Genomic DNA, 25,121 nt, shown 5'->3' on the forward strand with positions numbered 1-25,121 from the left:
CGTTCGTGGCATGCAGACAAGATTGCGGTTGGGCTGTTTCAATCCGATGCCGCGAAACGGGCGTTCGCGTTTCAATTGTTTCGTCCTTGCCTCAGGGTGAAGAATTCGATATTTCCATAGTTATCGAATCATCGGAGAATGCTGTGCACGCCGAAGTCGTGATCCGCGCACTTTCTGCCTTGGCGCAGGAACATCGCCTTGCCGCCTTCCGATTGCTGGTGCAGGCCGGAGAGGAAGGAATCGCCGCCGGCGTGCTCGCGGAAAAGCTTGAAGTTCCGGCATCCTCGATGAGCTTTCACCTGGCCCAACTGGCCAATGCCGGGCTCGTCAGCCAACGGCGCGAAAGCCGCTCGATCATCTATTCGGCAGACTATTCGGCGATGAACGGGCTGATGGATTACCTCACGGAGAACTGCTGCGGCGGTATCCCCTGTGGCGAGGACGCAGCCTGCAATACCGAAGCTAAGAGGAGGACGGCCTGATGAAGCGTTTTCACGTGCATGTCGGCGTAAGCGACATCGATCGCTCGATCGCGTTTTACAGCAGGCTCTTCGGCAGCGCGCCGACAGTGGTGAAGCCGGACTACGCGAAATGGATGCTCGAGGATCCTTGCGTCAACTTCGCCATTTCGCATCGCGAGGGTGCAGCCAAGGGGATTGAGCATGTCGGCGTGCAGGTCGCGGACCGTGCGGAACTTGCCGAGGTCCAGAGTCGGCTTGAGGCGGCAGATGGCCCCGTCCTCGATGAAGGCGCGACGACCTGCTGCTATGCAAGATCGGAAAAGAGCTGGATTGCCGATCCCGATGGCGTTGTCTGGGAAGCCTTCCTGACCGAGGGCGAGAGCACGACCTATGGCGGTTCTCCCGATCTGGACCGGCTCGTGTCCGGCAGTGCGGACCGGAGCGCCTGCTGCGTGCCGCAAGCGGTTGCCGCACCTGCCACCTCCACATCCTGCTGCTAGAGGCTGCCATGAGCCACACCCCACTCAACGTACTTTTCCTGTGCACCGGCAATTCGGCGCGCTCGATCCTGGCCGAGGCCATCCTCAACCAAGAAGGAAAGGAGCACTTCCGGGCCTATAGTGCCGGCAGCCAACCGGTCGGCACCGTCAATCCCTGGGCCATCCACACGTTGGAGACGCTGGGTTATCCGGTCGAGGGCTATCGCTCCAAGAGCTGGAACGAGTTCATCGACGGGCCCGAATTCGATCTGGTCTTCACCGTTTGCGACAATGCTGCCGCAGAAAGCTGCCCGGTCTGGCCCGGCAGGCCGATAACGGCGCACTGGGGCATCCCCGACCCGGCTGCCGTGGAAGGACACGATGCCGAAAAGGCCGCGGCATTCCTCGATGCCTACCGCATGCTCAAGCGGCGCATCGACCTGTTGCTCGCATTGCCTATCGCAAGCCTGGAAAAGGTGGCCCTTCACGAAACCCTTCATGCCATCGGTCGGGAGGCCGATCACAAATGAGTGCAAGCGTAATGGAAGCAGATGCCCGCGCGGCGGGGCTGGGCCTGTTCGAGAAATGGCTCTCCGTCTGGGTGGGCGGGGCGATCCTTGCCGGCATACTGCTGGGCAACATGGCACCGGCGATGTTCGCTGCGCTGGCCTCGATCGAATACGCCTCGGTCAATCTCGTCGTTGCCGTCCTGATCTGGGCAATGATCTTTCCGATGATGGTTGCGGTGGACTTCTCAGCCGTGCGCCATGTCGGAGACAAGCCCAAGGGCCTGATCATCACCCTTGCCGTAAATTGGTTGATCAAGCCTTTCAGCATGGCGGCGCTGGGTGTGCTGTTCTTCCAATTTGTGTTCGCCCGATTTCTTCAGCCAAGCGATGCGCAGCAATACATCGCTGGGTTGATCCTGCTCGGCGCAGCGCCATGCACGGCGATGGTTTTCGTGTGGTCGCAACTGACGAAGGGCGACCCGGCTTACACACTGGTACAGGTTGCGGTGAACGATCTTGTCATGATCGTGGCCTTCGCGCCGATCGTCGCGCTGCTGCTGGGCGTGACCGACATCGTCGTGCCATGGAACACACTTTTGCTCTCCGTAGCGCTCTATGTCGTTGTGCCGCTCGCCGCCGGGGCCTGGGTTCGCCGTCGGCTGTTGGCAACGCATGGCGGCGACGAAGGTGCCGTTAGCGCGTTCACCGGACGACTGAAGCCGCTTTCGATCCTGGGCCTGCTCTTGACCGTCCTGCTCCTGTTTGGCTTTCAGGCGCAGACAATCCTGTCCCGACCCTTGCTGATCGCCCTTATCGCAACGCCTATCGTGATCCAGAGCTATGGGATCTTCTTCATTGCCTATGGCGCGGCAAAGGCTTGGAAAGTGCCTTATGCCGTGGCGGCGCCCTGCGCGCTGATCGGAACCTCCAATTTCTTCGAACTTGCCGTCGCCGTTGCCATCGGGCTGTTCGGTCTTGGCAGTGGAGCGGCTCTCGCCACGGTCGTGGGCGTGCTGGTTGAAGTCCCGGTCATGCTGTCGCTGGTGGCGATCGCCAACCGGACCCGGGGGAGCTTCGCAGCAGGATAGCTCCGGTTCCCGCAATCTGGGGCTTGGTCGGTTGTGTCCTTCAATCCAACGGTGCGATGATCAGGTGCACGCCCTGCCTGTCGAGAATGGCGCGCATCTCCTCAGGAATACCGGGATCGGTAATTAACACATCCACTTCGTCCAGGCCGCAGACGATGGCGCCCGAAGATGAGCGGAATTTTGAGCTGTCGACCATCAGGATCACCTGCTCGGCGCGGTCGATCAGGCGCCGCTCGGCCGCAACGAGGATGACGTCGGCCTGCATCACGCCCTGAGGTCCAACCGAGGCTGCGCCCATGAACAGCTTGGGCGCATAGAAGCGCGGCATGGAATCTTCGCCTGCAGGAGCGAGCACGATGTTCTGCTCCCTGAACACCGTGCCTGAAGGCAGGAGGACCCGGGTACCGGCCTGCGGCAGCAGCGCGTTGACGATGTGCAGCGAATTGGTGAGGACCTGCGCGTCCTTGCCGTCGAGGTATGGGCACATCTGCAGCGTTGTCGTGCCGCCGTCGATCATGATCCCTTCGCCGTTCGCGCACAGGTCTGCCGCTGCACGCCCAATGGCCTGCTTTTGCGGCAAGTTGAGCGAAATCGATTGATCGAACGGCGTACCCGACAGGCGATCCGCATCTGTCTCGCTTTCGGCGTCGGGCAGCTTCGCGCCGCCATGAACCCGAACGATGCGGCCTTCTTCCTCGAGGCGTGTCAGATCGCGCCGGATCGTGGCGGGCGATGCATCGAGGCAGGACTCCAGCTCGCGATAGGTCACAAACCCGGTCGCGCCTATGGCATCGAGAATGAGTCTTTCGCGTTCAGCCGAATGCATCGTGTTTCCCTGCCCTTGCCCCCAGCGGACCTGTTCGAGGTTCAGTCCGCAAGGTCCGTTACATGCTGCGCGCCCCGCTCCGCAACCGTCAGTGTGCCGCCGCGTTCGCGTCCAGCATATTGCCGAGGCCGATGATGACCGTGGAGCCGACCAGCAGTCCGATACCCAGCCAGACCATCGTGCGGGTGCGAACGCTCGCGCCTTTCCATTCCTTGAGAGCGAAGCCCCAGAGAGTGGAGAAGAGAATGATCGAAGCCATGTGCAGCGTCCAGGATGAGAACCCGTAACGTCCCATCTGGCTCTCGCCCATGGTGTAGAAGAAGAACTGGAAATACCACAGCGTGCCACCAAGTGCGGCCAGAAGGTAGTTCAGCAGCAGCGGCACCTTGGCCGCCTTGGCGCGATGGGTGTCATGCGGGGTTCCTGCACCCGGGTCGGCAATCGCGCCGGGATCGGCGACCGCGCCGAAGTATTGTCCAAAGCTGCGATTGCGGCGAATGAGGATGGAGCACCAGATGGCATTGGTGGTGAGCCCGCCTGCAAGGACCACGCAAAGAACGGGAAGACCCTGGTTGAGCGGATCGGTTCCGGCTGCAAGCGTCAGTTCGCGAATGGGTTGCCCGGCGTCGAGACCCCACGCGAAGCAGCCCGACATCACGCCGGAAAAGACGGCGATCAGCAGGCCCTTGCGCAAGTCGAACTCGGCAACGCCCTCGCTCGCTTCTCCGCCCAGTTCCGCGTCCTTCTTGTGGCCTGCGCGTGCGACGACGACGATGCCGACCAGCGTGACGAGGATGCCCAGCAGGGTCAGCTGCCCGCTGGTGCGCGAGGCGATCTCACCCAGGGTTCCGTGGAAGATGGGCGGTCCCATCGTTCCGATCACGGTGGTCAGTCCCAGTGCAACCGCCATACCCAGCGAAAGCCCGAGATAGCGCATGGTCAGGCCGAACGTCAGGCCCCCGAAGCCCCACATCGCGCCCCAGAACCAGCACCACCAGAGCGTCTTGCCCGGGGTCTGGACCAGCACCGCGAAGAGGTCGTTGGTGCGCAGCGACGCGAAAAGCCACGGCGCTACAGCCCAGGAGAAGATCCCGCCTGCCAACCAGAAGACTTCCCAGGACCAGAGCTTGATACGCTTGTAGGGGACATAGAAGCTGGCGGAGGCGAAGCCGCCCAGCCAGTGGAACAGGACGCCAAGCGCCGGGTTGCCTCCCATCAAATTCGATCCTTTCCGCTCATTTGCGCGAGAACGTTGCTGTCGATCTCTGCGATTCTTGTCGTTCCGGTCAGCGCCATGGCGACCCGCATTTCGGCCTCGATCAAGGCCAGCATCCTGGTGATCCCCGCCTCTCCCCCTGCGGCGAGGGCCCAGGCCCATGCGCGCCCGAGCAGTACGCCCTTCGCACCCAGCGCCAACATGCGCACGACATCGAGGCCGGAGCGAATGCCGCCGTCCGCAAGCACGGTCAGGCGATCGCCCACGGCCTCTGCGATGGGGGGCAAGGCGCGCGCGCTTGAGAGCACGCCGTCGAGCTGGCGGCCGCCATGGTTGGAAACGACGATCCCGTCTGCCCCCAGCTCCGCAGCCTCGCGCGCATCCTCGGGATCGAGAATGCCCTTGATGATCAGTGGACCCTTCCACTCGGAGCGAATGAAGTCGAGATCGCGCCAGTTGATCGATGGATCGAAGTTGTTGCGCATCCAGGCGAAGAAGTCCTCGATACCGGTCCTGCCCTGCAGGACGGGGGCGACATTGCCGAGGGTATGCGGACGGCCCCAAAGGCCGACGTCCCAGGCCCAGCCCGGTCGGGCCAAGGCCTGAGCTGCGCGCCATGCGGCTCCCTTGAGGCCCGATGCGCCGGCAAGGCCGGTATGATAGTCGCGATAGCGGCTGCCCGGCACCGGCATGTCGACGGTGAAGACCAGCGCGGAACAGCCTGCCTCGACAGCCTGCGCCAACAGGTCCTTCATGAACGCACGGTCACGGATCATGTAGAGCTGGAACCAGAACGGCTTGCTGGCGGCACCGGCGACTTCGCCCAGTGGACAGGCACCGACGGTCGAAAGCGTGAAGGGAACCCCGGCCTTTTCAGCCGCACGGACGGCCTGGCATTCCCCGCGCCGGGCGTTCAGGCCGGCAAGGCCGATCGGCGCAAGGGCAAGCGGAAGGGCCAGTTTCTGGCCGAACAGCTCGGTCGACAGATCGAGCTGTGAAACATCGCGCAGGACCCGCTGGCGAAGGGCGAGCCCGGCCAGATCCTCGACATTGCGGCGCAGGGTCGCTTCGGCATAGGAGCCGCCGTCAATGTACTCGAACAGGAAGCGGGGCAGGCGCCGTCTCGCTGCCTCGCGAAAGTCGGGAACCGATGCGACGATCATGCTTGAACCCTTGCCACTGCTTCGCGCCATTTGTTCCGATACGCTTGGAGGTCTCCTTCGAGCGGTTCAACCCGGCGCAGGCCCGCAGCCGGCTTGAGCAGGGGATTGATCAGGCGCAGCGCCCCGAACGAGACATCGTTGTGCGCATTGGCGATGAAAACTTCGGTCTCGGGCCGCAGTGCTGCCAGGGCCCGCACGAAGACTTCCGCTTCGGCAAAGCGGCCTTCGACCAGAAGGCGGTTCTTGGAGCCGATCAGGTCAAGCGAAGTATCGGCCACGAGGGCTGCGTAGAGGCAGATGGCGGCGCGGCGCGCATACCAGGTGCCCGCCCATTCGACCGGGGCGTTGATCCAGCAGGCCTTGCCGTCCGGGAAGGGGCCGAAACCTGGCGCCAGCGTCGGCATCATGACCGTCCCGCGTTCGAGCAGTGCGGGCACGGCTTCCATGAGCCTGGGCTGATCGGGCTTGATATCCACCCGGCGCGTATCGAGCTGGATGACGGTTTCGATCTCGCGTCCGCCCATGAATCGCGCAGATGGTACCGGCCAGCCATAGGCATCGACATTGACCAGTGTGTCGCGATCTTCCGACAGCGAGGCAATGGACACTGTTTCGGCGGCAAGGCGCATGGCGACGAACCAGGTGCCGGTCGACAGGATCGTGGCTTCCTGACGCGCAATCTCCGGGAAACCGCGGGCGGCGAGCAGGGCGGCGTTGGAATCGTGCAGCCCCGCATGGACCTGAATGCCCGGAGCCAGACCGGTTTCCGCAGCAAGATCGGGGCGCAGCGGCCCGATGCCTTCGCTGGCCTTGACCACGGGGGCAAATCGGTCTGCCCAACCCAGACGTTCGGCCATGGGTGAGAAACGCGCGTCCGCCGGGCACCACAAGTCGGTATGGCAGCCAAGGCTCGTGACTTCGCTGACCGCCTTGCCCGTCAGGAACCAGGCCCAGTACTGCGCCCAGGGCACAAGTGTCGCGCTTTCCATTTCTTCCGGATAGAGGCGTGACATCCAATAGACCTGCGCCCCCAGGTTGAGGCCGTCCGGTAGTGCAGGGCTCCCGGTCCGCGCAAAGGCATCGCGTTCGCGGCGGTAATCGGCCATCACGTCCTGCGGGATCGGCTGCTCGTAGTCGAGCGGCGGGAATAGCGCTCCTTCGCTACCCAGCGCGACGAAGCCGGCGCCATGGGCAACCGGGACGATCGCCTCGACGGGGTGAGCGGCGAATGCCTTGAGCGTAGTCTTGAGCCAAGCTCCTATCCCGGCGACATCCAGGCGGCGCAAGCCGGCTTCCTCACAAGAGGCATTGGGTCGAACCTGCCGATCCAGCATTCGTCCCTGCTTCGTCCACAAGGTGACCTTGCTGAGCGTCTTGCCGATGTCGACGACGATATAGGAACCGGTACCTGACATGCTCTCCCTTGCGAGCTGAATGATTGAATATGATCGTTTACTATCGAAATAGATTGATAAAGGAAAGGGGGATTGTTAAATGCGGCGTCATGAACACGATCACCGCACCATCGCCCGTAGCCGCAATTCCTTTCGCTGTCCCGGAAAGTCGCTGGGACGAATCGGTTGCGGCATCCTTCACTCCAGCCGAACTCCTCCTCTATCGTTCCAATCTGCTCGGTTCGGATCTGACCGTCACCAACTTCGGCGGCGGCAATACCTCGGCCAAGCTGGTGGAGATCGATCCGCTCACGGGTGAGCAGGTCGAAGTCCTCTGGGTCAAGGGCTCGGGCGGTGACATCGGTTCGATGAAGCTCGACGGATTTGCGACGCTCTATCAGGAGAAGTTGCTGGGCCTCGAGAAGCACTATGCCGGGCCCGACGATGATGACAAGATGGTCGGCTATCTGCCGCACTGCACCTTCAATCTCAATTCGCGCGCGGCTTCGATCGATACGCCGCTGCATTCGTTGCTTCCTTTTGCGCACGTAGATCATGTCCACCCGGATGCGATCATTGCGCTGGCGGCCTCTTCGGGGGGAGAGGCCGCCACCCGGGAAATCTGGGGTGGCAAGATCGGTTGGTTGCCCTGGAAGCGTCCGGGCTACACACTTGGCGTGCAACTGCGCGATTTCGTCAAGGCCAACCCGCACGTCGAAGGCGTGATGCTGGCCGGTCACGGCATCATCTGCTGGGCCGACAGCGCGAAAGCCTGCTACGAACATACCGTTTCGCTCATCGCCGATGCGGCCAATTTCCTGAATTCCAAGCTTGCCGGAAAACCGGCATTCGGTGGCATCTCCGCAACTCTCTCCTCGTCCGCGGAACGTGCTGCGATTGCTGCCGACCTTATGCCTCGCCTTCGCGGTCTGATGACCGGAGCGCGGCGTAAGGTCGGCCATTTTTCGGACGATGCCGAAGCTCTCGAGTTCGTGAACTCGGTCGATTTCGAGCGTCTGGCAGCGCTCGGCACTTCTTGCCCCGATCATTTCCTGCGCACCAAGATCGCGCCTCTCACGCTCGATCCCGCCCGCCTGCAGGATGATGCCTACCTCGCGCAGAAGGTCGCAGAATACCGCGATCTCTACGCAGCCTATTACGAGCGCTGCAAGCGTCCCAACTCACCGGCGATGCGCGATTCCAATCCGGTAGTCGTGCTGGTGCCTGGGCTTGGTCGCATGACCTTCGCCACCGACAAGACCACCGCGCGCCTGGCAGGCGAGTTCTACGGCAACGCCATCAATGTCATGCGCGGGGCCGAAGCGATCGGCGATTATATCGCGCTCGACGAGCAGGAAGCATTCGACATAGAGTATTGGCTGCTTGAAGAAGCCAAGTTGCAGCGCATGCCTGCGCCCAAGCCGCTTGTCGGCCGAATTGCGATGGTCACCGGAGGTGCCGGTGGCATCGGCGCGGCGACCGCAGCACGCCTGATGGCGGACGGCGCGTGCGTGGTCTTGGCCGACCGCGACGAAAAGGCCGTTGGCGAAGTGCGCGAAGGATTTGCCCGGCAGTTCGGCAAGGATGTCGTTCGCTCCGTCGTTTGCGACGTTACCGACGAAGCGCAGGTGAGCGAGGCATTCGCTGCCTGTGCCCGTGAATTCGGCGGCCTCGATATCCTCGTTGCCAATGCCGGCATTGCATCCTCGGCTCCGATCGAGGAGACCACGATCGCATTGTGGAGCCGCAATTACGACGTCTTGGCCCAGGGCTATTTCCTGAGCTCGCGCGCCGCCTGGCCGCTGCTGAAGGGAATGAAGGAACAAGGCGGATCTTCGGTCGTGTTCATCGGCTCGAAGAACGGTGTGGCCGCTGCCACCAATGCCAGTGCCTATGCGTCGGCAAAGGCGGCCGCCAATCACCTGGCCCGCTGCCTTGCACTGGAAGGTGCGCCGCACGGCATCCGCGTCAACGTGGTAAACCCCGACGCGGTGATCCAGGGCAGCCGTATCTGGGACGGTGACTGGCGCAAGGAGCGCGCGGGTGCCCACGGGATCGATTCCGGCAAGGAGCTGGAGGAACATTACCGTCAGCGTTCGATGCTCAAGCGTGACGTCCTGCCGTCCGACATTGCAGAAGCCGTCTATTTCCTTGCCAGCGACATGTCGGCAAAGTCGACCGGGAACATGGTCAATGTCGACGCGGGCAATGCGCAGGCATTCACGCGCTGAGAGCTAGAGAGAGGATAAACAAACATGAGCAATTTTCCGATCTCGGCAGAACTGATCGCCGAGGCCAACGCGCGCGACCTTGATGCGCTGGACGACGATTACGCGAGCCTCGGTCGCAAGCTGGAGCGCGCTGGTATTGCCATCGATGCGATCAAGGACCGTGTCGCCGACTTTTCGGTTGCCGTACCTACCTGGGGGGCAGGCCGTGGCGGCACCCGCTTCGCCAAGTTCCCGATCGCAGGAGAGCCCACCAACATTCACGAAAAGCTGGAAGACTGCGCGGTCATCAACCAGCTTTCGCGCCTGACCCCGCGCGTCTCGCCACACTTTCCCTGGGACAAGGTATCCGACTACGCAGCGCTGCGCGAAGAGGCGGCCAACCTCGGGCTCGGCTTCGATGCAGTGAATTCGAATACCTTTCAGGACCAGCCCGGTCAGGCACAGACTTACGCGACCGGCTCGCTCTCCTCGACCGTTGCAGCGACACGCCAGCAAGCTGTCGAGCACAACATCGAATGCATCGAGATCGGGCGCCAGCTCGGTTCGACCGACCTCACGGTCTGGGTCGGAGACGGCACGAACTTCCCGGGACAGCAGGATCTGGCGCGCAGTCTCGACCGCTATCTCGAAGCGGCGGCGCAGGTCTATGCCGCATTGCCCGATGACTGGCGGATGCTGCTTGAGCACAAGATGTTCGAACCGGCCTTCTACTCGACCGTCATCAGCGACTGGGGTTCCTCGATCCTCGCCGCGCAGGAACTGGGTCCCAAGGCCAAGTGCCTTGTCGACCTTGGCCATCATGCGCCCAACGTGAACATCGAGCAGATCGTTGCCCGACTGCATCGTTTCGGCAAGCTTGGAGGCTTCCACTTCAACGACAGCAAGTATGGCGATGACGACCTCGATTCCGGATCGATCAATCCGCATCAGTTGTTCCTCGTCTTCAACGAGTTGGTCGAGGCCGAATTGAACCCGCGCGATGGCTTCAATCCCAGCTACATGATCGACCAGTCGCACAACGTGACCGATCCGATCGAATCCATGCTGTCTTCCGCAGAGACTATTGCCGCCTGTTATGCAAAGGCGCTGCTGGTCGATCGCGAGGCCCTGCACCTTGCGCAGGAAGCGAATGACACGATGATGGCCTTCCAGGCGTTGCGCCGGGCGTACAACGTCGATGTTTCCCCGATCTTGGCCAAGGCCCGGATGGAGAATGGCGGCGCCATCGACATGCTGGGCACTTATCGTGAAAGCCGTTGGCGCGATCGCAAGGCGCAGGAGCGCAAGGCCGTTGGGCTGGGCGCAGGGATCGTCTGAACCAATACAGTATTATCGGGGTCGCGGCCTGTTAGGGTCGTGGCCCTGTATGCAAGCAAAACACCAGATCTGGATACCGGGAGAATTCATGTCGCGTCGATCGCTTCGTATCGTCCTGTGCCTCGCCACTGCGCTGAGCGCCTTGCCCGTTCTTGCCGAAAATCGAAACGACGGCAGCGAGATTGCCCCTTCGACACAAGCCGGACCTTCCCTGGAAGAGGCGTTCAATGATCCGCCCAATTCCGCGCGTCCACGCGTGTGGTGGCACTGGATGAACGGCAACATCACCAAGGACGGAATCCGCAAGGATCTGGAATGGATGAAGCGCGTCGGCATCGGCGGTCTGCAGAACTTCGATGCGAACCTTCAGACGCCGCAGATCGTCGATCATCGCCTCGTCTACATGACGCCGGAATGGAAAGATGCGTTTCGGTTCGCCGCGCACGAAGCCGATCGTCTCGATCTGGAACTGGCCATAGCAGCCTCGCCGGGCTGGTCCGAGACTGGAGGTCCGTGGGTCAAGCCGCAGGACGGTCTCAAGAAGCTGGTCTGGAGTGAAACGACGCTTGGAGGCGGCAAGCGCTTTGTCGGCAAGCTCCCGAAGCCGCCGGGCGATACCGGTCCCTTCCAGACCCTGAAACCTCCGTTGAGCATCGATGCGATCATTTCGGGAGCGCCCGCTGAGGCCGACGAGGCCTCCTTCGAGGGCGGGGTTGGCGTGTTCGCCTTTCCGGTTCCCGATAACGGATCTGAACTGACCCCGCGCGCTTCCGACGGTGCAGGCAATGTACTTTCGAGCAAGGCGCTCATCGACTCCGACCTAGCAGGAGGCGTGACCCTGGCGCGCGAGGACGGCAAGGCCCCGCAACTCAGGCTCGATTACCCGCGTCCGATCACGGCGCGGTCGGCAACGGTCTTCGTACCCAACGTCAAGATACCGTTTGCCGGGGCTGCCTTTACCGGCTCACTCGAGGCGAGCCAGGATGGCAAGACCTGGAGGCCAATCCAGCAGTTCGACCTGAACAACGTGCCGACGACGATCAGCTTTGCCCCGCTCGAGGCAGCGCATTTTCGGCTCGTTCTCAATCCACGCAAACCGGATGGCGGCCTTGGCTCACCGGCGCCGGGAATTGCTGCTAACGGCCTTTTCGACGCCATCGGCAAGCGGATGGCCACACAGCCGCTCGTCGTCGGGCAGTTCGAGCTTCATGGCGAAGCCCTTGTCGATCGTTACGAAACCAAGGCTGGCTATGTGATGAGCCGCGACTACTACGCGCTCACAGGACCGGATGACGATGCAACGGGTGTCGATCCCGCCAGCGTTATCGATCTGACCGACAGGCTCAAGGCCGACGGTACGCTAGACTGGACCGCGCCGAAACTTCCCGCAGGCCAGCACTGGCGGGTGCTGCGCCTGGGTTACTCCCTGCTTGGCACCACGAACCATCCCGCTCCGCCCGAGGCGACTGGTCTGGAAGTCGACAAGTTCGACGGCAAGGCCGTGCGCGAATATCTCGAGCACTATATCGGCATGTACAAGGATGCGGCCGGGTCAGAGATGGTCGGCAAGCGCGGTGTGCAGGCCATCCTGACCGACTCGATCGAGGTCGGCGAGGCCAACTGGACGCCCAGAATGCTCGAGCAGTTCCAGCGGCTGCGCGGCTACGATGCGCGGCCTTGGCTGCCGGCACTTACCGGAACCATCGTCGGGTCGCGCGAGCAGTCCGACCGTTTCCTCTACGACTATCGCCGGACCCTTGCCGACCTGCTTGCCAGCGAGCATTACGGGACCGTGGCCAAGGTCGCGCATGAAAACGACCTCAAGGTCTATGGCGAGGCGCTGGAAGACCATCGCCCCATGCTCGGCGATGACATGGCCATGCGCAGCCATGCCGACATCCCGATGGCCGCCCTCTGGACGTTCAATCGCGACGAAGGACCGCGCCAGACGCTGGTTGCAGACATGAAGGGGGCTGCATCCGTCGCGCACCTCTATGGGCAGAATCTCGTCGCTGCGGAATCCATGACGGCCTCGATGGCGCCTTGGGCCTTTGCGCCGAAGGACCTCAAGCGTTTCATCGATCTGGAATTCGTGACCGGGGTGAACCGTCCGGTCATCCATACTTCAGTCCATGTTCCGGTGGATGACAAGAAGCCAGGGCTCTCGCTGGCGATCTTCGGCCAGTATTTCAACAGGCAGGAAAGCTGGGCGGAAATGGCGCGGCCATGGGTCGACTATATCGCGCGCAGTTCACTGCTTCTGCAGGAAGGACGCAATGTGGCCGACGTCGCCTATTTCTATGGCGAGGAAGCTCCACTCACGGGTCTCTATGGCGATGAACCGGTGACTGACGCTCCGGTGCGCTATGCCTACGATTATATTAACTTCAATGCCTTGACCGAACTTCTTGCCAACGATGGTGAAGATGTCGTCGCGCCGAGCGGGGCTCGCTACAAGACCATCTACCTCGGCGGCTCGTCCAGTCACATGACCTTGGCGGCACTCCGAAAGCTGGCCGCACTCGTCGATGGCGGCGCGACCGTGGTTGGCAAGGCGCCGATCGCGACGCCGAGCAACACGAGCGCACAGGAAGGCGATCTGACCGAATGGTCATCGCTGGTCGCCAGGCTCTGGCCGGGAAGCGGCGATGCCCGCGTCGGCAAGGGCCGCGTGATAGCCTCGCAAGATATCGAAAGCGCGCTGCAGGCGATGGGCGTTGCTCCCGATTTCACTTTCTCCGGTGCCGACGCCGGGGTGAAGATCCCCTTCGTCCATCGCCGTGACGGGAAGGGCGAGATCTACTACCTCGTCAATCAGCAAGAAGCCGCACAGTCTATCGAGGCGCACTTCCGCGTTACCGGCAAGCAGCCCGAACTCTGGCATCCCGAGACGGGCCAGAGCGAGCCCGTCAGCTACCGCATCAGCGGCGATGAGACCGTGGTGCCATTGCAACTGGACGGCGATGAGGCGGTCTTCGTTGTCTTCCGCAAGGCGGCCGCGAAGGATCAGGTTACGCTTGCCCCGCAAGGCGAACGGGAAATCGCGAAGCTGGACGGAGCATGGCAAGTTGCGTTCCAGGCCGACCGCGGAGCGCCGGCAAGCCTCGAACTTGCCGAGTTGGAACCGCTCGAGAAGAATGACATTCCGGGCGTGAAATACTTCTCTGGAATAATGACTTACTCCCGTAATTTCACAGTATCTGGAAAGTTCGGGAAAGGCCGCTCGCTGTGGCTCGACCTCGGCAAGGTCGGTGACATGGCGCAGGTCTCCGTTAATGGCGTGGACGTCGGAACGGCTTGGCATGCGCCCTATCGCCTCGATATCGGCAAGGCCGTTCGCAAGGGGCAGAACAGCCTGGAAATCCGCGTTGCCAATACCTGGGTCAACCGCTTGATTGGTGACCAGCAGGAAGGCGCACAGAAGATCACCTGGACGGCCATGCCGACCTATCGTGCCGATGCCCCCTTGCGGCCATCCGGCCTGATCGGTCCTGTCCGGTTGGTCGAGGAAAGCAAAGCCGGGGATTGACGAGCGACGTCTTGCCAAGGCGCGGTGCGCGGATCAAAGCTTCAGGGATGGTCACGCCAAGCCCCGATCCCGCGCCGCGCTCACATCAACCCCAGATCGATCCGCGCGCCGTGCTCACATTCAGGGCGGTGTGCGATGCCGGGTCGATCAGCGGGGCAGCGCGGTTGCTCAACATCTCGCAGCCTTCGGTGTCCAACACGATTGCCTTGCTTGAAAGCAGGCTCGGGGTGGTTCTGTTCGAGCGCGGTCGCGGCGGCATCACCCTGACCGAGGAGGGCATCGCCTTGCGCCGGCGTGCCGATGCCCTGGCAATTCTGCTCAAGGATACCGCGAGCGAAGTCGAGCATGCCAGCCAGCGCATTGCAGGTCCCTTGCGGATTGGCGGCACGCCAGGTGCCTTGCTCACATTGCTGCCCGGAGCCATCAAACGTGTGGAAGACACTGTCGGTGAGTTCGCCCTGAGCGTCGTCGAACGGCCTGACGCGCAATTGCTCGAGATGCTGCGCAAGGGCGAAATCGAGTTGGCCTTCGTCACCACCCAGATCGAGCGACTGCCTCCCGATATTCTGGAAACGACCTGCGCGCGCGATCCCTTTGCGTTGATCGTCGGCGCCCATCACGAGGGATTGCCCGAGTCGATTTCCTTGCGCGAGGTCGAACACTATCGGTGGGTTCTGCCTGAGGCGAGGGGTGCCTTTCGCCGTCAGGTCGATGCGCTCTTCATTGCCGCGGGGGTTGCGGTGCCCGGGACGGTCATTCGCTGCGACTCGCTCCTCACCACACGCGCGATTGTTCGGGAGACGGACCGGGTAACGGTCTTGCCGCGCACCGTGGCTCTCGATGGCATTTCAACAGGCTCGCTTCGCGCCATCGGCATCAGGGAAGCGGTGTTCGAGCGCAGTGTCGGTGTCTTGCGTATTTCCGGGAGAAAGCTGTCTCCTCTTGCCGAAGCGATGGTTCAGGCTGTCGCTGCCCATCCATAGGAAAATACTATGGCAATTAGAAATATCATTATTTTACTTTAGGTCTGTGGCTTGGGTAAAACGCGTTCAACCGAAGAGAACCGAGGGAGAGCGCGATGCGGACCCTGATCCGCCAAGTTTCCATTTTCGATGGCACCGGAATTGCCTCGCAGCTCGGCAGCGTCCTTGTCGATGGCGAGCGTATCGCGCGCGTGGCCTTGGGCGAGGATGCTCTGGCGGGAGAGGCTGCCGAGGTCGTCATCGATGGCACGGGCAAAACGCTCATGCCGGGCCTGGTCGATGCGCATACGCATCTGACATGGGCCTCCTCTGTCGAGAAGATCTACCACCAGTTCATTCTGCCCCCTGAGGAACTGAGAGTCGCGGCATGGCGCAATGCGCGCGTGTTGCTCGATCACGGTTTCACCAGCCTCTATTCGGCAGGCGCACTGGGCGATCAGATCGAACCGGAACTGGCCGCTGCCATCGAGGCGGGCGATACGCCGGGACCGCGCCTTGTGCCCTCGACGCTCGAGCGCAGCCCTGAGGGCGCCGAAGGCGTCGATACCGGCAACGTCTTCAACGGCCGTGGCCCCGATGCGATGAGAAGGTTCGTCGCTTACTGCAAGGACGAGGGCGTCAAGTCGATCAAGCTCGTGGTCTCGGGCGAAGATGCTCTCAAGCCCGGATCGGCCATGGATGTGCTTTATACCCGCGAGGAAATGATGGCTGCGGGCAAGGCGACCAGCGAGGCTGGCCTGTGGATTGCCTGCCATACTTATTCACCCGAAGCGATCGGACTGGCGCTCGATGCCGGTGCGCGCATCCTCTATCATTGCTCCTTTGCCGACGAGGCGACCATCGCGCGCATGGCTGCCGAGAAGGACAGGTTCTTCTATGCGCCGGGTGCGGGCGTTTCCGTCGCGGCCCTGGAAGCCAGTCCGCCACCGCATGTTGACATGACCCACATGAAGGCCAGCGCGGCCCAGCGCATGGAACTGGAAGGCAGGCTCGTTCCCGAGCTGAAGAGGCGCGGCGTTCGGGTGCTGATCGGCGGCGACTATGGCTTTCCCTTCAATCCCAACGGCCGCAATGCCCGCGACCTCGATCACTTCGTCACCTACTTCGGCTTCACGCCCGCAGAAGCGCTGCAGGCTGCGACACAGTACGGCGGTGAGCTGATGGGGCTTGAAGTCGGCCTCGTGCGCGAAGGTTACCTGGCCGACCTCCTGCTCGTCGACGGCGATCCGACTCAGGATGTTGCGATCCTGCAGGACAAGGACCGGCTCGCGATGATCATGAAGGGCGGGGTCCTCTACAAGGCGCCTGCCAATCTGGAAGCAGTAGGCTGAACCCATGACCATCGATGTCGTTATCGTGGGGTGTGGCCCGGTCGGCGCACTGGCAGCGAACCTGCTCGGCCACGCGGGACTGACCGTACTCGTGCTGGAAAAGGAGCTGGAGCATTATCCGCTGCCGCGCGCAGTCCATCTCGATCACGAGATGATGCGCCTCTTCCAGACTGCGGGCGTGATCGACCGGGTCGCAAATGACATGGTGGCGACCGATGGGCACCTGCATGTCGGAGCCGATCATGGCGTGATCCGCTACATGGGTACAGTGGGCAAGCCGCGTCCGTTCGGATGGGCCAACGATTACTTCTTCTACCAGCCCGAACTCGAAGCGCATTTGCGAGAAGGCTTAGCTTGTCTGGACAATGTCGAGCTCAAGCTTGGCGCCGCCTTCACCGGCCTCGTCCAGAATGGCGACACCGTCACCGTAGCCTACGAACGGGATGGCAAGATCGAGGAAGTGACGTCGCGCTGGGTGATCGGCACAGACGGTTCGCGCAGTGCAGTGCGCAAGGCGCTGGGCGTCGCCCTCGACGATCTCAAGTTCGAAGAGCCCTGGCTCGTTGTCGATGCTGAAGTCGACGGACCCGTCACGTTCCCCGATATTACGGGTGTTCCGGCTGACGCGGACCTGCAGCGCCTCTCCGTGATGATGTGCGATCCCGCTCGGCCGGCCACAGTCGTTCCCGGAAGGCGCGATCATCGCCGCTGGGAATTCATGCTGCTGCCCGGCGAGGACGACGCCGCGATGATGAAGCCGGAGAAGGTTGGCGAGCTTGTCGGCGCGTGGATGGTGGATGTTCCGCACCGTATCGTGCGTGCCGCGACGTATCGCTTCCACGGACTCGTGGCCGAACAATGGAAGGTGGGCAATGTCTTCCTTGCGGGCGATGCCGCACACCAGACGCCGCCGTTCTTCGGGCAGGGTATGTGCCATGGCCTGCGCGACGTTGCGAACCTGGCCTGGAAGATGGATGCGATCGTGAATCACGGTACGTCTTCGGCCATCCTCGATACCTACCAGTCCGAGCGCGATCCCCATGTACGCGCGGTTATCGGTGCCGCAGTCGAGGCCGGGCGCTATATTTGCGAGCTCGACCCGGACAAGGCGGCTGCTCGCGATGCCGAAATCCGCGCCAAGGCCCGCCAGCGCCAGGGCGAAACAGCGCATGACCTCATCCCGGCGATTGCGAGCGGTGTCATCGCTCAGGGCACCCCGGGAGCAGGGGAGCGGTTCGTGCAACCGATCCTGGACGATGGGCGCAAGCTGGACGACCTTGCCGGGCAGGGCTGGCGGCTGTTCGTGCGCGATCACGCTGCAGCCAGCAATGAATCGGACGTGGTACTGATCGTCGCGGCCGATCTTCCAGACAGCGGCGCGATCCTCTCCTGGCTCGACGCGCACAAGGCCGATGCCGTGCTCGTGCGCCCGGATCATTACGTGTTCGGCACCGCCAGTGGCGATGCAGCGGCATTGCTTGCCGCGCGTCGGCAGAAGCTCGCCGCAAGACGGGAACTGACTGCATGACACTGACCCTTGAACAGGCACAGGCCATCGTGACCGGCGCTCTTGCCGAGGCCCGGCGGCGCAAGGCCAAACCGCTCGCGGTGATCGTCCTCGATGCGGGGGCACATCCCGTGGCCTTCGCTCGGGAAGACAAGGCCAGTCTGTTTCGCTTCGATATCGCACGAGCCAAGGCGGCAGGCGCGATCGGTATGGATGTCGACACCTCGGTACTTGCGGAGCGTGCCAAGGGCAATCCGGTGTTCTTCCAGAGTGTGAGCGATATTGTCGGTGGCCAAATCGCCTTTTCGCCGGGCGGTGTCGTGATCCGCAATGCGTTGGGCATGGCAATCGGCGCGGTTGGCATCAGCGGCGATACCGGTGAGTGCGACGCCGAATGCGCCTATGCCGGCATGGCTGCAGCCGGACTTTCCAGGGAGACGATCTCGTGAAACTGCGTAGCATCGAACTGGCGCTGCCCGATCCGGCGGGCGCCGCGGCATTCATGACCCACATCTGGGGAATGGCCCCGGCGGAGGTGCGCGGAGATACGCATTACCTGCGCGGGTCCGGCCCATTTCCCTATCTCGTCGCCTTCGAAAAGGCCGACGATGAATTCGTGCGCTCGACCACGTTCGCGTGCACGGCTGAAGAACTCAGTGGCCTCAGGCAGCGTATCGCCGATGCCGGATGGCCCGCCCGCCCGACCCGGTCCGAGGATCCGGGCGAAGGCGAGGGGATCCTCGTCGAACTGCCCGAGGGCGAGATCCTGCGTTTTCTCGTAGGCGCCGAAGATGTCGAACCGATCGCCGGGCGCGACTTGCCCGTAAAGCTGACTCATGTCGTCTTCAATTCGGCCGACGCCGAAGCGTCTGGCCACGCTGTCGAGGACGTGCTGGGCTTTCGTGTGTCGGATCGGACCAAGGGCATGGTGTTCGTGCGCTGCAATGACAGCCACCATTCAACGGCCTTTGCCCGGGCGGGTTTCAGCTCGCTCAATCATATCGCTTTCGAGATGACCGACATCGATGCGGTCATGCGCGGCATCGGGAGGCTGCGTGACAGCAAGCTCGCTCCGGCCTGGGGACCGGGCCGCCATGGCCCGGGTGCGAACGTCTATGCCTATTACATCGCGCCTTTCGGTCCGGTGATCGAGTTTTCGACCGCGGTCGAAAAGGTGCCGGACGATTACAGGGTGGGCGCGCCTAAAGACTGGATCTGGCCGCCCAATCGCATCGACCAGTGGGGCATCTCGGACAAGGACTTCGAAGGCCTGCGCGTTGCAGAGGAGCGCTTCCGCTTCCGCCGTGACTGGGATGCCGCACCGATTGGAAATTGATCGCCGCACGCTCGTTCTGGGCGCAGCCAGTCTGGCAATGTCCAGCAGGGTTTCACGCGCCGCGGACCGCATCGGCAGGGGAGAAACGCCAATGAACAAGTACATCAGTTTTGAACGGCCAGACGGCACCGCAAGCTTTGGCCGCCTCGAAGGAGACAAGGTTCTAGATCTGGGCGCACCGGGCGGCCCAGCATGGCTCAAGGACTCGCTTGACGGCGACCTTTCCGAACTGGCCATTACAGGTGAGTTCGACCGTGCTGCAGTGACGCTGCTGCCTGTCATACCCAACCCGGGCAAGATCCTGTGCGTTGGCCTGAACTATGCGACCCATGTCGCCGAGACCGGTCGCGAGCAGAAGGATCACCCGGCGATCTTCACCCGCTGGGCCGACACCCTGATCGCCGCTGGCGAGGCTCTGGTGCGCCCGCCCGAAAGCGAACGCTTCGATTACGAGGGGGAATTGGCAGTGATCGTCGGCAAGGGCGGGCGCCGCATCGCGCGTGAAGATGCCATGGGCCATGTAGCCGGCTATTCGATATTCAACGATGCCTCGGTACGCGACTGGCAGCGCCACAATATCCAGTTCACACCCGGCAAGAACTGGCCTGCCACGGGCGCTTTCGGACCCGCGATGATCCCGGCGGTAGAGATCGAGGATATTGGCGCCCAGCGCGTCCAGACCCGCCTGAACGGTGAACTCGTTCAGGATCAGCCGGTTTCGGACATGATCTGGGACATCGCCTCGGTCATCGAATACTGCTCGACCTTCACCACGCTTCAGCCCGGCGACGTGATCGCCAGCGGCACGCCCGGCGGCGTCGGCGATAAGCGCAAGCCGCCCCTCTACATGAAGGCTGGCGACACCGTCGAGATATCCATCGGGGTGATCGGTACGCTAGCCAACCAGGTCGTCGACGAAGTCTGAAAATCCACATTTTTCAATAATAACAATAAGTTCTAAAGGGAGTTCCATTTATGGACTACAGGAAAGTCATGCTCCTTTCGGGCATTGCCATGGGCGTTTTGAGCGTTCCGGCAATGGCCCAGGAGGCCCTGGCCGACGATACGGGAGTGACCGGCGGCGACATCATCGTGACGGCATCGCGCCGCGCGGAACGCCTGCAGGACGTGCCGATCGCCGTTTCGGCCGTGACCGGCGACCAACTGGCGGAGAGCGGCTTTCAGAAGCTCACCGATATCCAGTACCAGTTCTCGGGGGTGCAATTCGGTACTTCGCCCAATGATTCCGGGTTCCGCCTACGTGGCGTAGGCAGCGCCGGAGGCTTTTCCAGCTCATCCGAGCAGAACGTGGGCACCGTTGTCGACAATGTCGTCATTCCATTCGGCAATCCGATCAACTCGCTGGGCGATCTTGAGCGTGTCGAAGTCCTCAAGGGGCCCCAAGGCACCCAGTTCGGCAAGAACGCGTCGTCGGGCGTCATCAACATCACCACCAAGCGCCCCGATCCAACGGCATTCTCGGGCAAGGCTTTCGTCAGCTATGGCGAACTGAACGAGTGGAACGTCAACGGCAGCGTCAACCTGCCAGTGTCGCAGAACTCCGCGCTCGCACTGTTCGGTTTCTATCGTTCGAACGATGGCTTCATCAAGAACGTCTATCTCGACAAGAAGTGGGGCGGCGAGGAAAGCTACGGCGCGCGCGCCAAGTTCCTGCTCGAAGGCAGCGACGAATTCTCGATCTATCTGATCGGCGACTATTCGAAGATCGAGCGCACAGGCCCCGGTCAGCTCTGGACTCTCAATCGTCTGCCGGACGATGTTGCGGTCAATCCGCTGATGGCGGCACGTTTCGCCAATCTTGCGGCGCTGGGCGTGACGCCCGGCTTGGGCAACAGCAAGTCGGTCGAGGACTACGACGGTTATACCTCCGAGGAGAACTACGGTGCATCGCTCGAGATAAACCTCGGTCTGGGCGATTATAGCCTGACTTCCGTGACGGCGTGGCGTCGCCTCGACGAAGGGCCCCAGCAGTTCGCGATCGATGCGACCAGCATGCCCATCTTCACGGCACAGCCTACCGGCACCGACCAGACATTTCTTTCGCAGGAACTGCGCATCAGCTCTCCGGCGGGCAGCGCCCTGGAATTTACCGGCGGCGTCTATGCCTCGCGGCGCAAGGTCGGTGACGACAATGACTTCAACCGCGCGCAATTGCGGCCTGCATATCCGTTCACGCCCATCGATCTGGGCGGTCTGGCTGCAACGCCGCTCGTCGATATCTCGTCCGGGCAGGGCAATACCCAGACCCGTTCGGACTCGCTGGCGGCTTTCTTCGACGGCAAGTACCATGTCAGCGACCGGTTCGCACTGATCGGCGGCATTCGCTACCAGTACGACTGGGTCAAGGCTTCGTACTACTCGATCATCGATCCCAACTACGCCCCCTATTCGGTCGACTTCGACTACGCCGTCCCCGGTTTCGTCACACCATACGATCCGGCTGACGAACTGCGCGGCAGCACCAGGAAGGGGGACTGGTCAGGCCGCGTCGGCGCCGAATTCAAGATCAATCCGGACGTCATGTTGTTCGGGACGGTCGCACGTGGATACCTGGGCCCGACGGTGACCTTCTCTGGCCTCACCGGTACGCAGACGAACGTGAAGCCGCAGACGGTTCGCGACATCACCATCGGCGTGAAATCGCAGCTGTTCAACCGTGCCGTAACTTTCAATGCCAACCTGTTTTACGACAAGTACAGGAACCTGCAGACTTCGGTCTTCAATGGCGTCGAGTTCCTTACGGAGAACGCGGGCGGCTTCACGGCCAAGGGCTTCGAGGTCGATGCCTCGTGGCGCGTCACTCCGGAACTCTCCTTCAACGGCGGCTTCACCTTCTCGGACACCAAGTTCACCGACTACGTAACCTCGTGCCCGAATGTCGTGAAGGACGGCTACAGCTGCTATCTTGCTGATGACGGAGAAACCAGCCTGGTCCAGGCCAAGGGTGAGCCGCTTTCAGGCGCGCCCAAGTACAGCGCCACTTTCGGGGCCGACGTGCGCCTGCCTATCAGCGATACGCTCCAGTTCGACTGGTCGGCAAACTTCTATTATCGCAGCCGCGTGCAATATGCCGTGGTCGAGAAGTACGCATATCAGAACGGCTATGGCACCATCGGCCTCAACGCCGGGATCGGTCATCCGGATGGCAACTGGCGAATTGGCGTCTTTGCCCGCAATCTGCTCGATCAGCGCTTCCATTCTGCGGTTATTGCTCTGCCCTTCGCAGATGCGGGGGCCTACGTGAACTGGATGACTCGGGAAGGTCGCCGTACTCTCGGTGTATCCGCACAGATGAAGTTCTGATGTATAGGGCCGGGGTAGTGCCCCGGCCCTTTTGATTTTCTGCCGATTGCGGCCCCAAAAGAACGACAGGGTGATGATGCAGGCGCACAGACGATTGGCTTGGATTGTGATGGCCGCGGCCTCGTTTACGGTGGGTTCCGTTCCCGCCCTCGCGCAAGGCACTTGTCCTGCTTTGCGGTGGACGACGCTCGGGACGGCGGGCGGCCCGGTCCCGACGGCGGAGCGTTCGGAGCCGGCCAATCTCCTGACCATCGGCAAGCGCCGCATCCTCGTGGATACGGGAGATGGCACCGTCGACCAACTGGCGCGTATCGGCGTCGATCTGGGCACAATCGATGCGGTCTTCATTTCCCATCCCCACTGGGACCATGTCGGCGGGCTGGGCGCTGTCATCGGCTTGCGTTGGATGAACCAGTATCCGGGCACCCTGACTGTCTACGGCCCGGTCGGAACCCGCGCGATCGTCGACGGTATCCTCGCCTCGCTGGCGACACCGGCGCAGATTGGCTTCGGCCTCGGCACGCCGCCGCCTTCACCGGCCGAAGCGGTTAGCGTGGTCGAGATTGCCGATGGGCAGGGCATCGATCTTGGCGAGGGGGCCATGGTCAGCGCCGCGGTAAACAGCCACTTCGATCATGGAGGCATGTCTGATCCAGATAATGTCTCGCTAAGCTATCGGTTTGCCCTTGGCCGTCGCAGCGTCACCTACACCGGCGATACCGGGCCCAGCGATGCCGTCGTCAAACTGGCCGATCGCACCGGGATGCTGGTGAGCGAGGTTATCGATCTCGATCGCCTGCTTCAGGAAATTCGCGAGCGCCGAAAGGACGCAACACCTGAAATGCTCAAAGGCATGGAAGAGCATCTCTCGACCCACCATCTCAAGCCCGAAGCGATTGGCGAAATGGCAGCGAAGGCCAAGGTTGGCCGGATCGTGCTGACGCACTTCGCAATTCCGCCAGGACCGCTTGTCCGCTCTGAGCCAGGCATTCGAGCGGAGATTTCCATGCATTATGCGGGCCCTGTCGACCTCGCCAACGACTTGCAAACATTCGATCTGGGGTGCAGGCCGTGAACCCGGCGGCGATATCCTCCCGGGTTGTGGATCGCATAATCAGACGCGAGCAGCGCGTCAGCGCCCTGATCAACATTGCGCTCAGCGCCGTGTTTTTCCTGGTTGTATTCGGGACCGATCGCCGCGCCCTGCAATTCGGTTCTACAGATAATTTCGCTCTCGACTTTTTCGTTCAGGCCAGTGCTATCGCGCTGATGTCCGCGCTCGTACCCTCGCTGCTCGTTTGGACGAAACTGAAAAAGTCAGGCGTTCTTCTGACAACTGCGGCGGGAATCGGTCGAAACGTGGCGCTTGTCCTTGTGATCGGCATTGCCAGCGCCGCCATGCTCGCAGCGGGATGCCTGCTGGGCCCTTGGAACGGACTGGAGTGGTTTGTCGCCCTGGCCATCAAGCTGGCCTACGGTGGCATCCTGGGTTTCGTCGGGACGACCGTTGCCTTGCGCAGATTGCTGTCCCGATATCGGGTTGAGGAGACGGTGTGAACGCAACTTCGATGTCAGCCGCCATCGCAGGCCTCGGTTATGCCATGGGGCCTCAGGTGGTCGGGCAATGCCGCGCCCTGTTCGGTGCCGAGCAGGAGCCGATTGCAGAGAGGCTTGCGCCAGTCGCTCTCGATTGCGCCTATGGTCCCGATCCGCGCCATCGCCTCGATCTCTACCGCGAGGGCGGGATGCCCGAATTGCTCAGGCCGGTCGTCCTGTTCGTGCATGGCGGGGGCTTCCTGCTCGGTGACAAGGGCGGGGAGAGTGGCTGGGCGAACGCGCACGTTGGGCGCTGGGCTGCCATGAACGGAATGCTCGGTGCAGTGATGAACTATCGTCTCGCGCCAGCGCACATGTTCCCCTCGGGGGGCGAGGATGTCGCCAAGGCGGTCGACTGGCTGTGCACCAATGCGGCTCGGTTCGGCGGTGATCCGCAGCGAATTCTGCTTGTCGGAACCTCGGCAGGATCGGTCCATCTCGCGAGCTTCATGAAGCTGCGAGACGATCATGCGTCGTTGGTGCGCGGCGCGGTGCTCTTGTCAGGTCTCTATGGCTACACCCCGCTCGATGAACGCGATGAGTTCTATTACGGACCGCAAGCGCTTTATGCGCAGCGCATGCCACGGGAGGCCGTCGCCGCAACCGGGCTGCCGTTGCTCATCGCCTGCGCGCAATTCGACCCACCGCGCTTTCAGGCCGAATGGGCAGGGCTCTTGCAGGAACGTCTGGAGCGCCACGGCCGTCTGCCGCGCTGCCACTACGCAAGCGGCCATAATCATTACTCGCTAGCCATGCATATCGGGACAGCGGACCGTCGTCTCACCGATGAAATGCTGGCTTTCTTTGCTGACTTAGCCTGAGGACAAGAAC

The 25,121-nt window shown here is 62.2% G+C and carries 21 protein-coding genes; 17 read left to right on the top strand and 4 right to left on the bottom strand.

The window, feature by feature from the left end; translation table 11 throughout:
• Window positions 1-143: 143 nt before the first annotated feature.
• Genes B5483_RS14125 through arsB form a run of 4 tightly spaced genes read left to right on the top strand, consistent with a single transcriptional unit; the run spans window position 144 to window position 2,537 of the window.
• Complete coding sequence (locus B5483_RS14125; RefSeq protein WP_079730837.1) at window positions 144-482, top strand: ArsR/SmtB family transcription factor; 339 nt, start codon at window positions 144-146, stop codon at window positions 480-482.
• Window positions 482-961, top strand: coding sequence for an ArsI/CadI family heavy metal resistance metalloenzyme (locus tag B5483_RS14130; protein WP_079730838.1), 480 nt, complete (start codon window positions 482-484; stop codon window positions 959-961). The genes B5483_RS14125 and B5483_RS14130 overlap by 1 nt, the downstream gene beginning before the upstream one ends.
• 8 nt (window positions 962-969) lie before the next feature.
• Window positions 970-1,470, top strand: a complete 501-nt coding sequence (locus B5483_RS14135) for an arsenate reductase ArsC (protein WP_079730839.1) — start codon at window positions 970-972, stop codon at window positions 1,468-1,470.
• Entirely contained in the window at window positions 1,467-2,537 is a 1,071-nt protein-coding gene (gene arsB / locus B5483_RS14140; RefSeq protein WP_079730840.1) for an ACR3 family arsenite efflux transporter, read from the top strand. Before B5483_RS14135 ends, arsB begins: the two co-directional genes overlap by 4 nt.
• A 40-nt stretch (window positions 2,538-2,577) precedes the next feature.
• Here arsB and B5483_RS14145 read toward each other — a convergent pair whose 3' ends face one another.
• From B5483_RS14145 to B5483_RS14160, 4 genes are all read right to left on the bottom strand, one after another.
• Entirely contained in the window at window positions 2,578-3,363 is a 786-nt protein-coding gene (locus tag B5483_RS14145; RefSeq protein ID WP_079730841.1) for a DeoR/GlpR family DNA-binding transcription regulator, read from the bottom strand.
• A gap of 88 nt (window positions 3,364-3,451) precedes the next feature.
• Complete coding sequence (gene rhaT, locus B5483_RS14150) at window positions 3,452-4,579, bottom strand: L-rhamnose/proton symporter RhaT (protein WP_079730842.1); 1,128 nt, start codon at window positions 4,577-4,579, stop codon at window positions 3,452-3,454.
• Window positions 4,579-5,742: an FMN-dependent L-lactate dehydrogenase LldD gene (gene lldD / locus B5483_RS14155; RefSeq protein ID WP_079730843.1), complete on the bottom strand. Its 1,164-nt coding sequence runs from the start codon at window positions 5,740-5,742 to the stop codon at window positions 4,579-4,581. Before lldD ends, rhaT begins: the two co-directional genes overlap by 1 nt.
• The gene (locus tag B5483_RS14160) at window positions 5,739-7,157 is read right to left on the bottom strand and encodes an FGGY-family carbohydrate kinase (RefSeq protein WP_079730844.1); all 1,419 of its coding nucleotides are present in this window, start codon (window positions 7,155-7,157) and stop codon (window positions 5,739-5,741) included. The genes lldD and B5483_RS14160 overlap by 4 nt, the downstream gene beginning before the upstream one ends.
• 89 nt (window positions 7,158-7,246) lie before the next feature.
• Between B5483_RS14160 and B5483_RS14165 the strand changes: the two genes are divergently transcribed.
• From B5483_RS14165 to B5483_RS14225, 13 genes are all read left to right on the top strand, one after another.
• Window positions 7,247-9,367 carry a bifunctional rhamnulose-1-phosphate aldolase/short-chain dehydrogenase gene (locus B5483_RS14165; RefSeq protein WP_079730845.1) on the top strand — a complete coding sequence of 707 codons (2,121 nt, stop codon included), beginning with the start codon at window positions 7,247-7,249 and terminating at the stop codon, window positions 9,365-9,367.
• Between the two features lie 24 nt (window positions 9,368-9,391).
• Complete coding sequence (gene rhaI, locus B5483_RS14170) at window positions 9,392-10,684, top strand: L-rhamnose catabolism isomerase (RefSeq protein ID WP_054945383.1); 1,293 nt, start codon at window positions 9,392-9,394, stop codon at window positions 10,682-10,684.
• 88 nt (window positions 10,685-10,772) lie between these two features.
• A complete protein-coding gene (locus B5483_RS14175) occupies window positions 10,773-14,213 on the top strand; it encodes a glycosyl hydrolase (protein WP_079730846.1) in 3,441 nt (1,146 codons plus the stop codon).
• A gap of 47 nt (window positions 14,214-14,260) precedes the next feature.
• Window positions 14,261-15,196, top strand: coding sequence for a LysR family transcriptional regulator (locus tag B5483_RS14180; RefSeq protein WP_079730847.1), 936 nt, complete (start codon window positions 14,261-14,263; stop codon window positions 15,194-15,196).
• A 95-nt stretch (window positions 15,197-15,291) separates the two neighbouring features.
• Complete coding sequence (locus tag B5483_RS14185) at window positions 15,292-16,527, top strand: amidohydrolase family protein (protein WP_079730848.1); 1,236 nt, start codon at window positions 15,292-15,294, stop codon at window positions 16,525-16,527.
• 4 nt (window positions 16,528-16,531) lie between these two features.
• Window positions 16,532-18,055 carry a bifunctional 3-(3-hydroxy-phenyl)propionate/3-hydroxycinnamic acid hydroxylase gene (locus tag B5483_RS14190; protein WP_079730849.1) on the top strand — a complete coding sequence of 508 codons (1,524 nt, stop codon included), beginning with the start codon at window positions 16,532-16,534 and terminating at the stop codon, window positions 18,053-18,055.
• Window positions 18,052-18,483 (top strand): GlcG/HbpS family heme-binding protein, encoded by a 432-nt coding sequence (locus B5483_RS14195; protein WP_079730850.1) that lies wholly within the window; start codon window positions 18,052-18,054, stop codon window positions 18,481-18,483. The genes B5483_RS14190 and B5483_RS14195 overlap by 4 nt, the downstream gene beginning before the upstream one ends.
• A complete protein-coding gene (locus tag B5483_RS14200) occupies window positions 18,480-19,370 on the top strand; it encodes a VOC family protein (RefSeq protein WP_079730851.1) in 891 nt (296 codons plus the stop codon). The genes B5483_RS14195 and B5483_RS14200 overlap by 4 nt, the downstream gene beginning before the upstream one ends.
• A gap of 91 nt (window positions 19,371-19,461) precedes the next feature.
• The gene (locus B5483_RS14205; RefSeq protein WP_079730853.1) at window positions 19,462-20,295 is read left to right on the top strand and encodes a fumarylacetoacetate hydrolase family protein; all 834 of its coding nucleotides are present in this window, start codon (window positions 19,462-19,464) and stop codon (window positions 20,293-20,295) included.
• 50 nt (window positions 20,296-20,345) lie between these two features.
• Window positions 20,346-22,694, top strand: coding sequence for a TonB-dependent receptor (locus tag B5483_RS14210; protein WP_079730854.1), 2,349 nt, complete (start codon window positions 20,346-20,348; stop codon window positions 22,692-22,694).
• Window positions 22,695-22,788: 94 nt separating this feature from the next.
• Window positions 22,789-23,769, top strand: coding sequence for an MBL fold metallo-hydrolase (locus B5483_RS14215; RefSeq protein WP_245829242.1), 981 nt, complete (start codon window positions 22,789-22,791; stop codon window positions 23,767-23,769).
• Window positions 23,757-24,251, top strand: a complete 495-nt coding sequence (locus tag B5483_RS14220) for a hypothetical protein (RefSeq protein WP_079730855.1) — start codon at window positions 23,757-23,759, stop codon at window positions 24,249-24,251. The genes B5483_RS14215 and B5483_RS14220 overlap by 13 nt, the downstream gene beginning before the upstream one ends.
• Entirely contained in the window at window positions 24,248-25,111 is an 864-nt protein-coding gene (locus tag B5483_RS14225) for an alpha/beta hydrolase (protein WP_245829245.1), read from the top strand. The genes B5483_RS14220 and B5483_RS14225 overlap by 4 nt, the downstream gene beginning before the upstream one ends.
• Window positions 25,112-25,121: the final 10 nt, after the last annotated feature.

This window comes from Novosphingobium mathurense (assembly GCF_900168325.1).
GTDB classification, from domain to species: domain Bacteria; phylum Pseudomonadota; class Alphaproteobacteria; order Sphingomonadales; family Sphingomonadaceae; genus Novosphingobium; species Novosphingobium mathurense.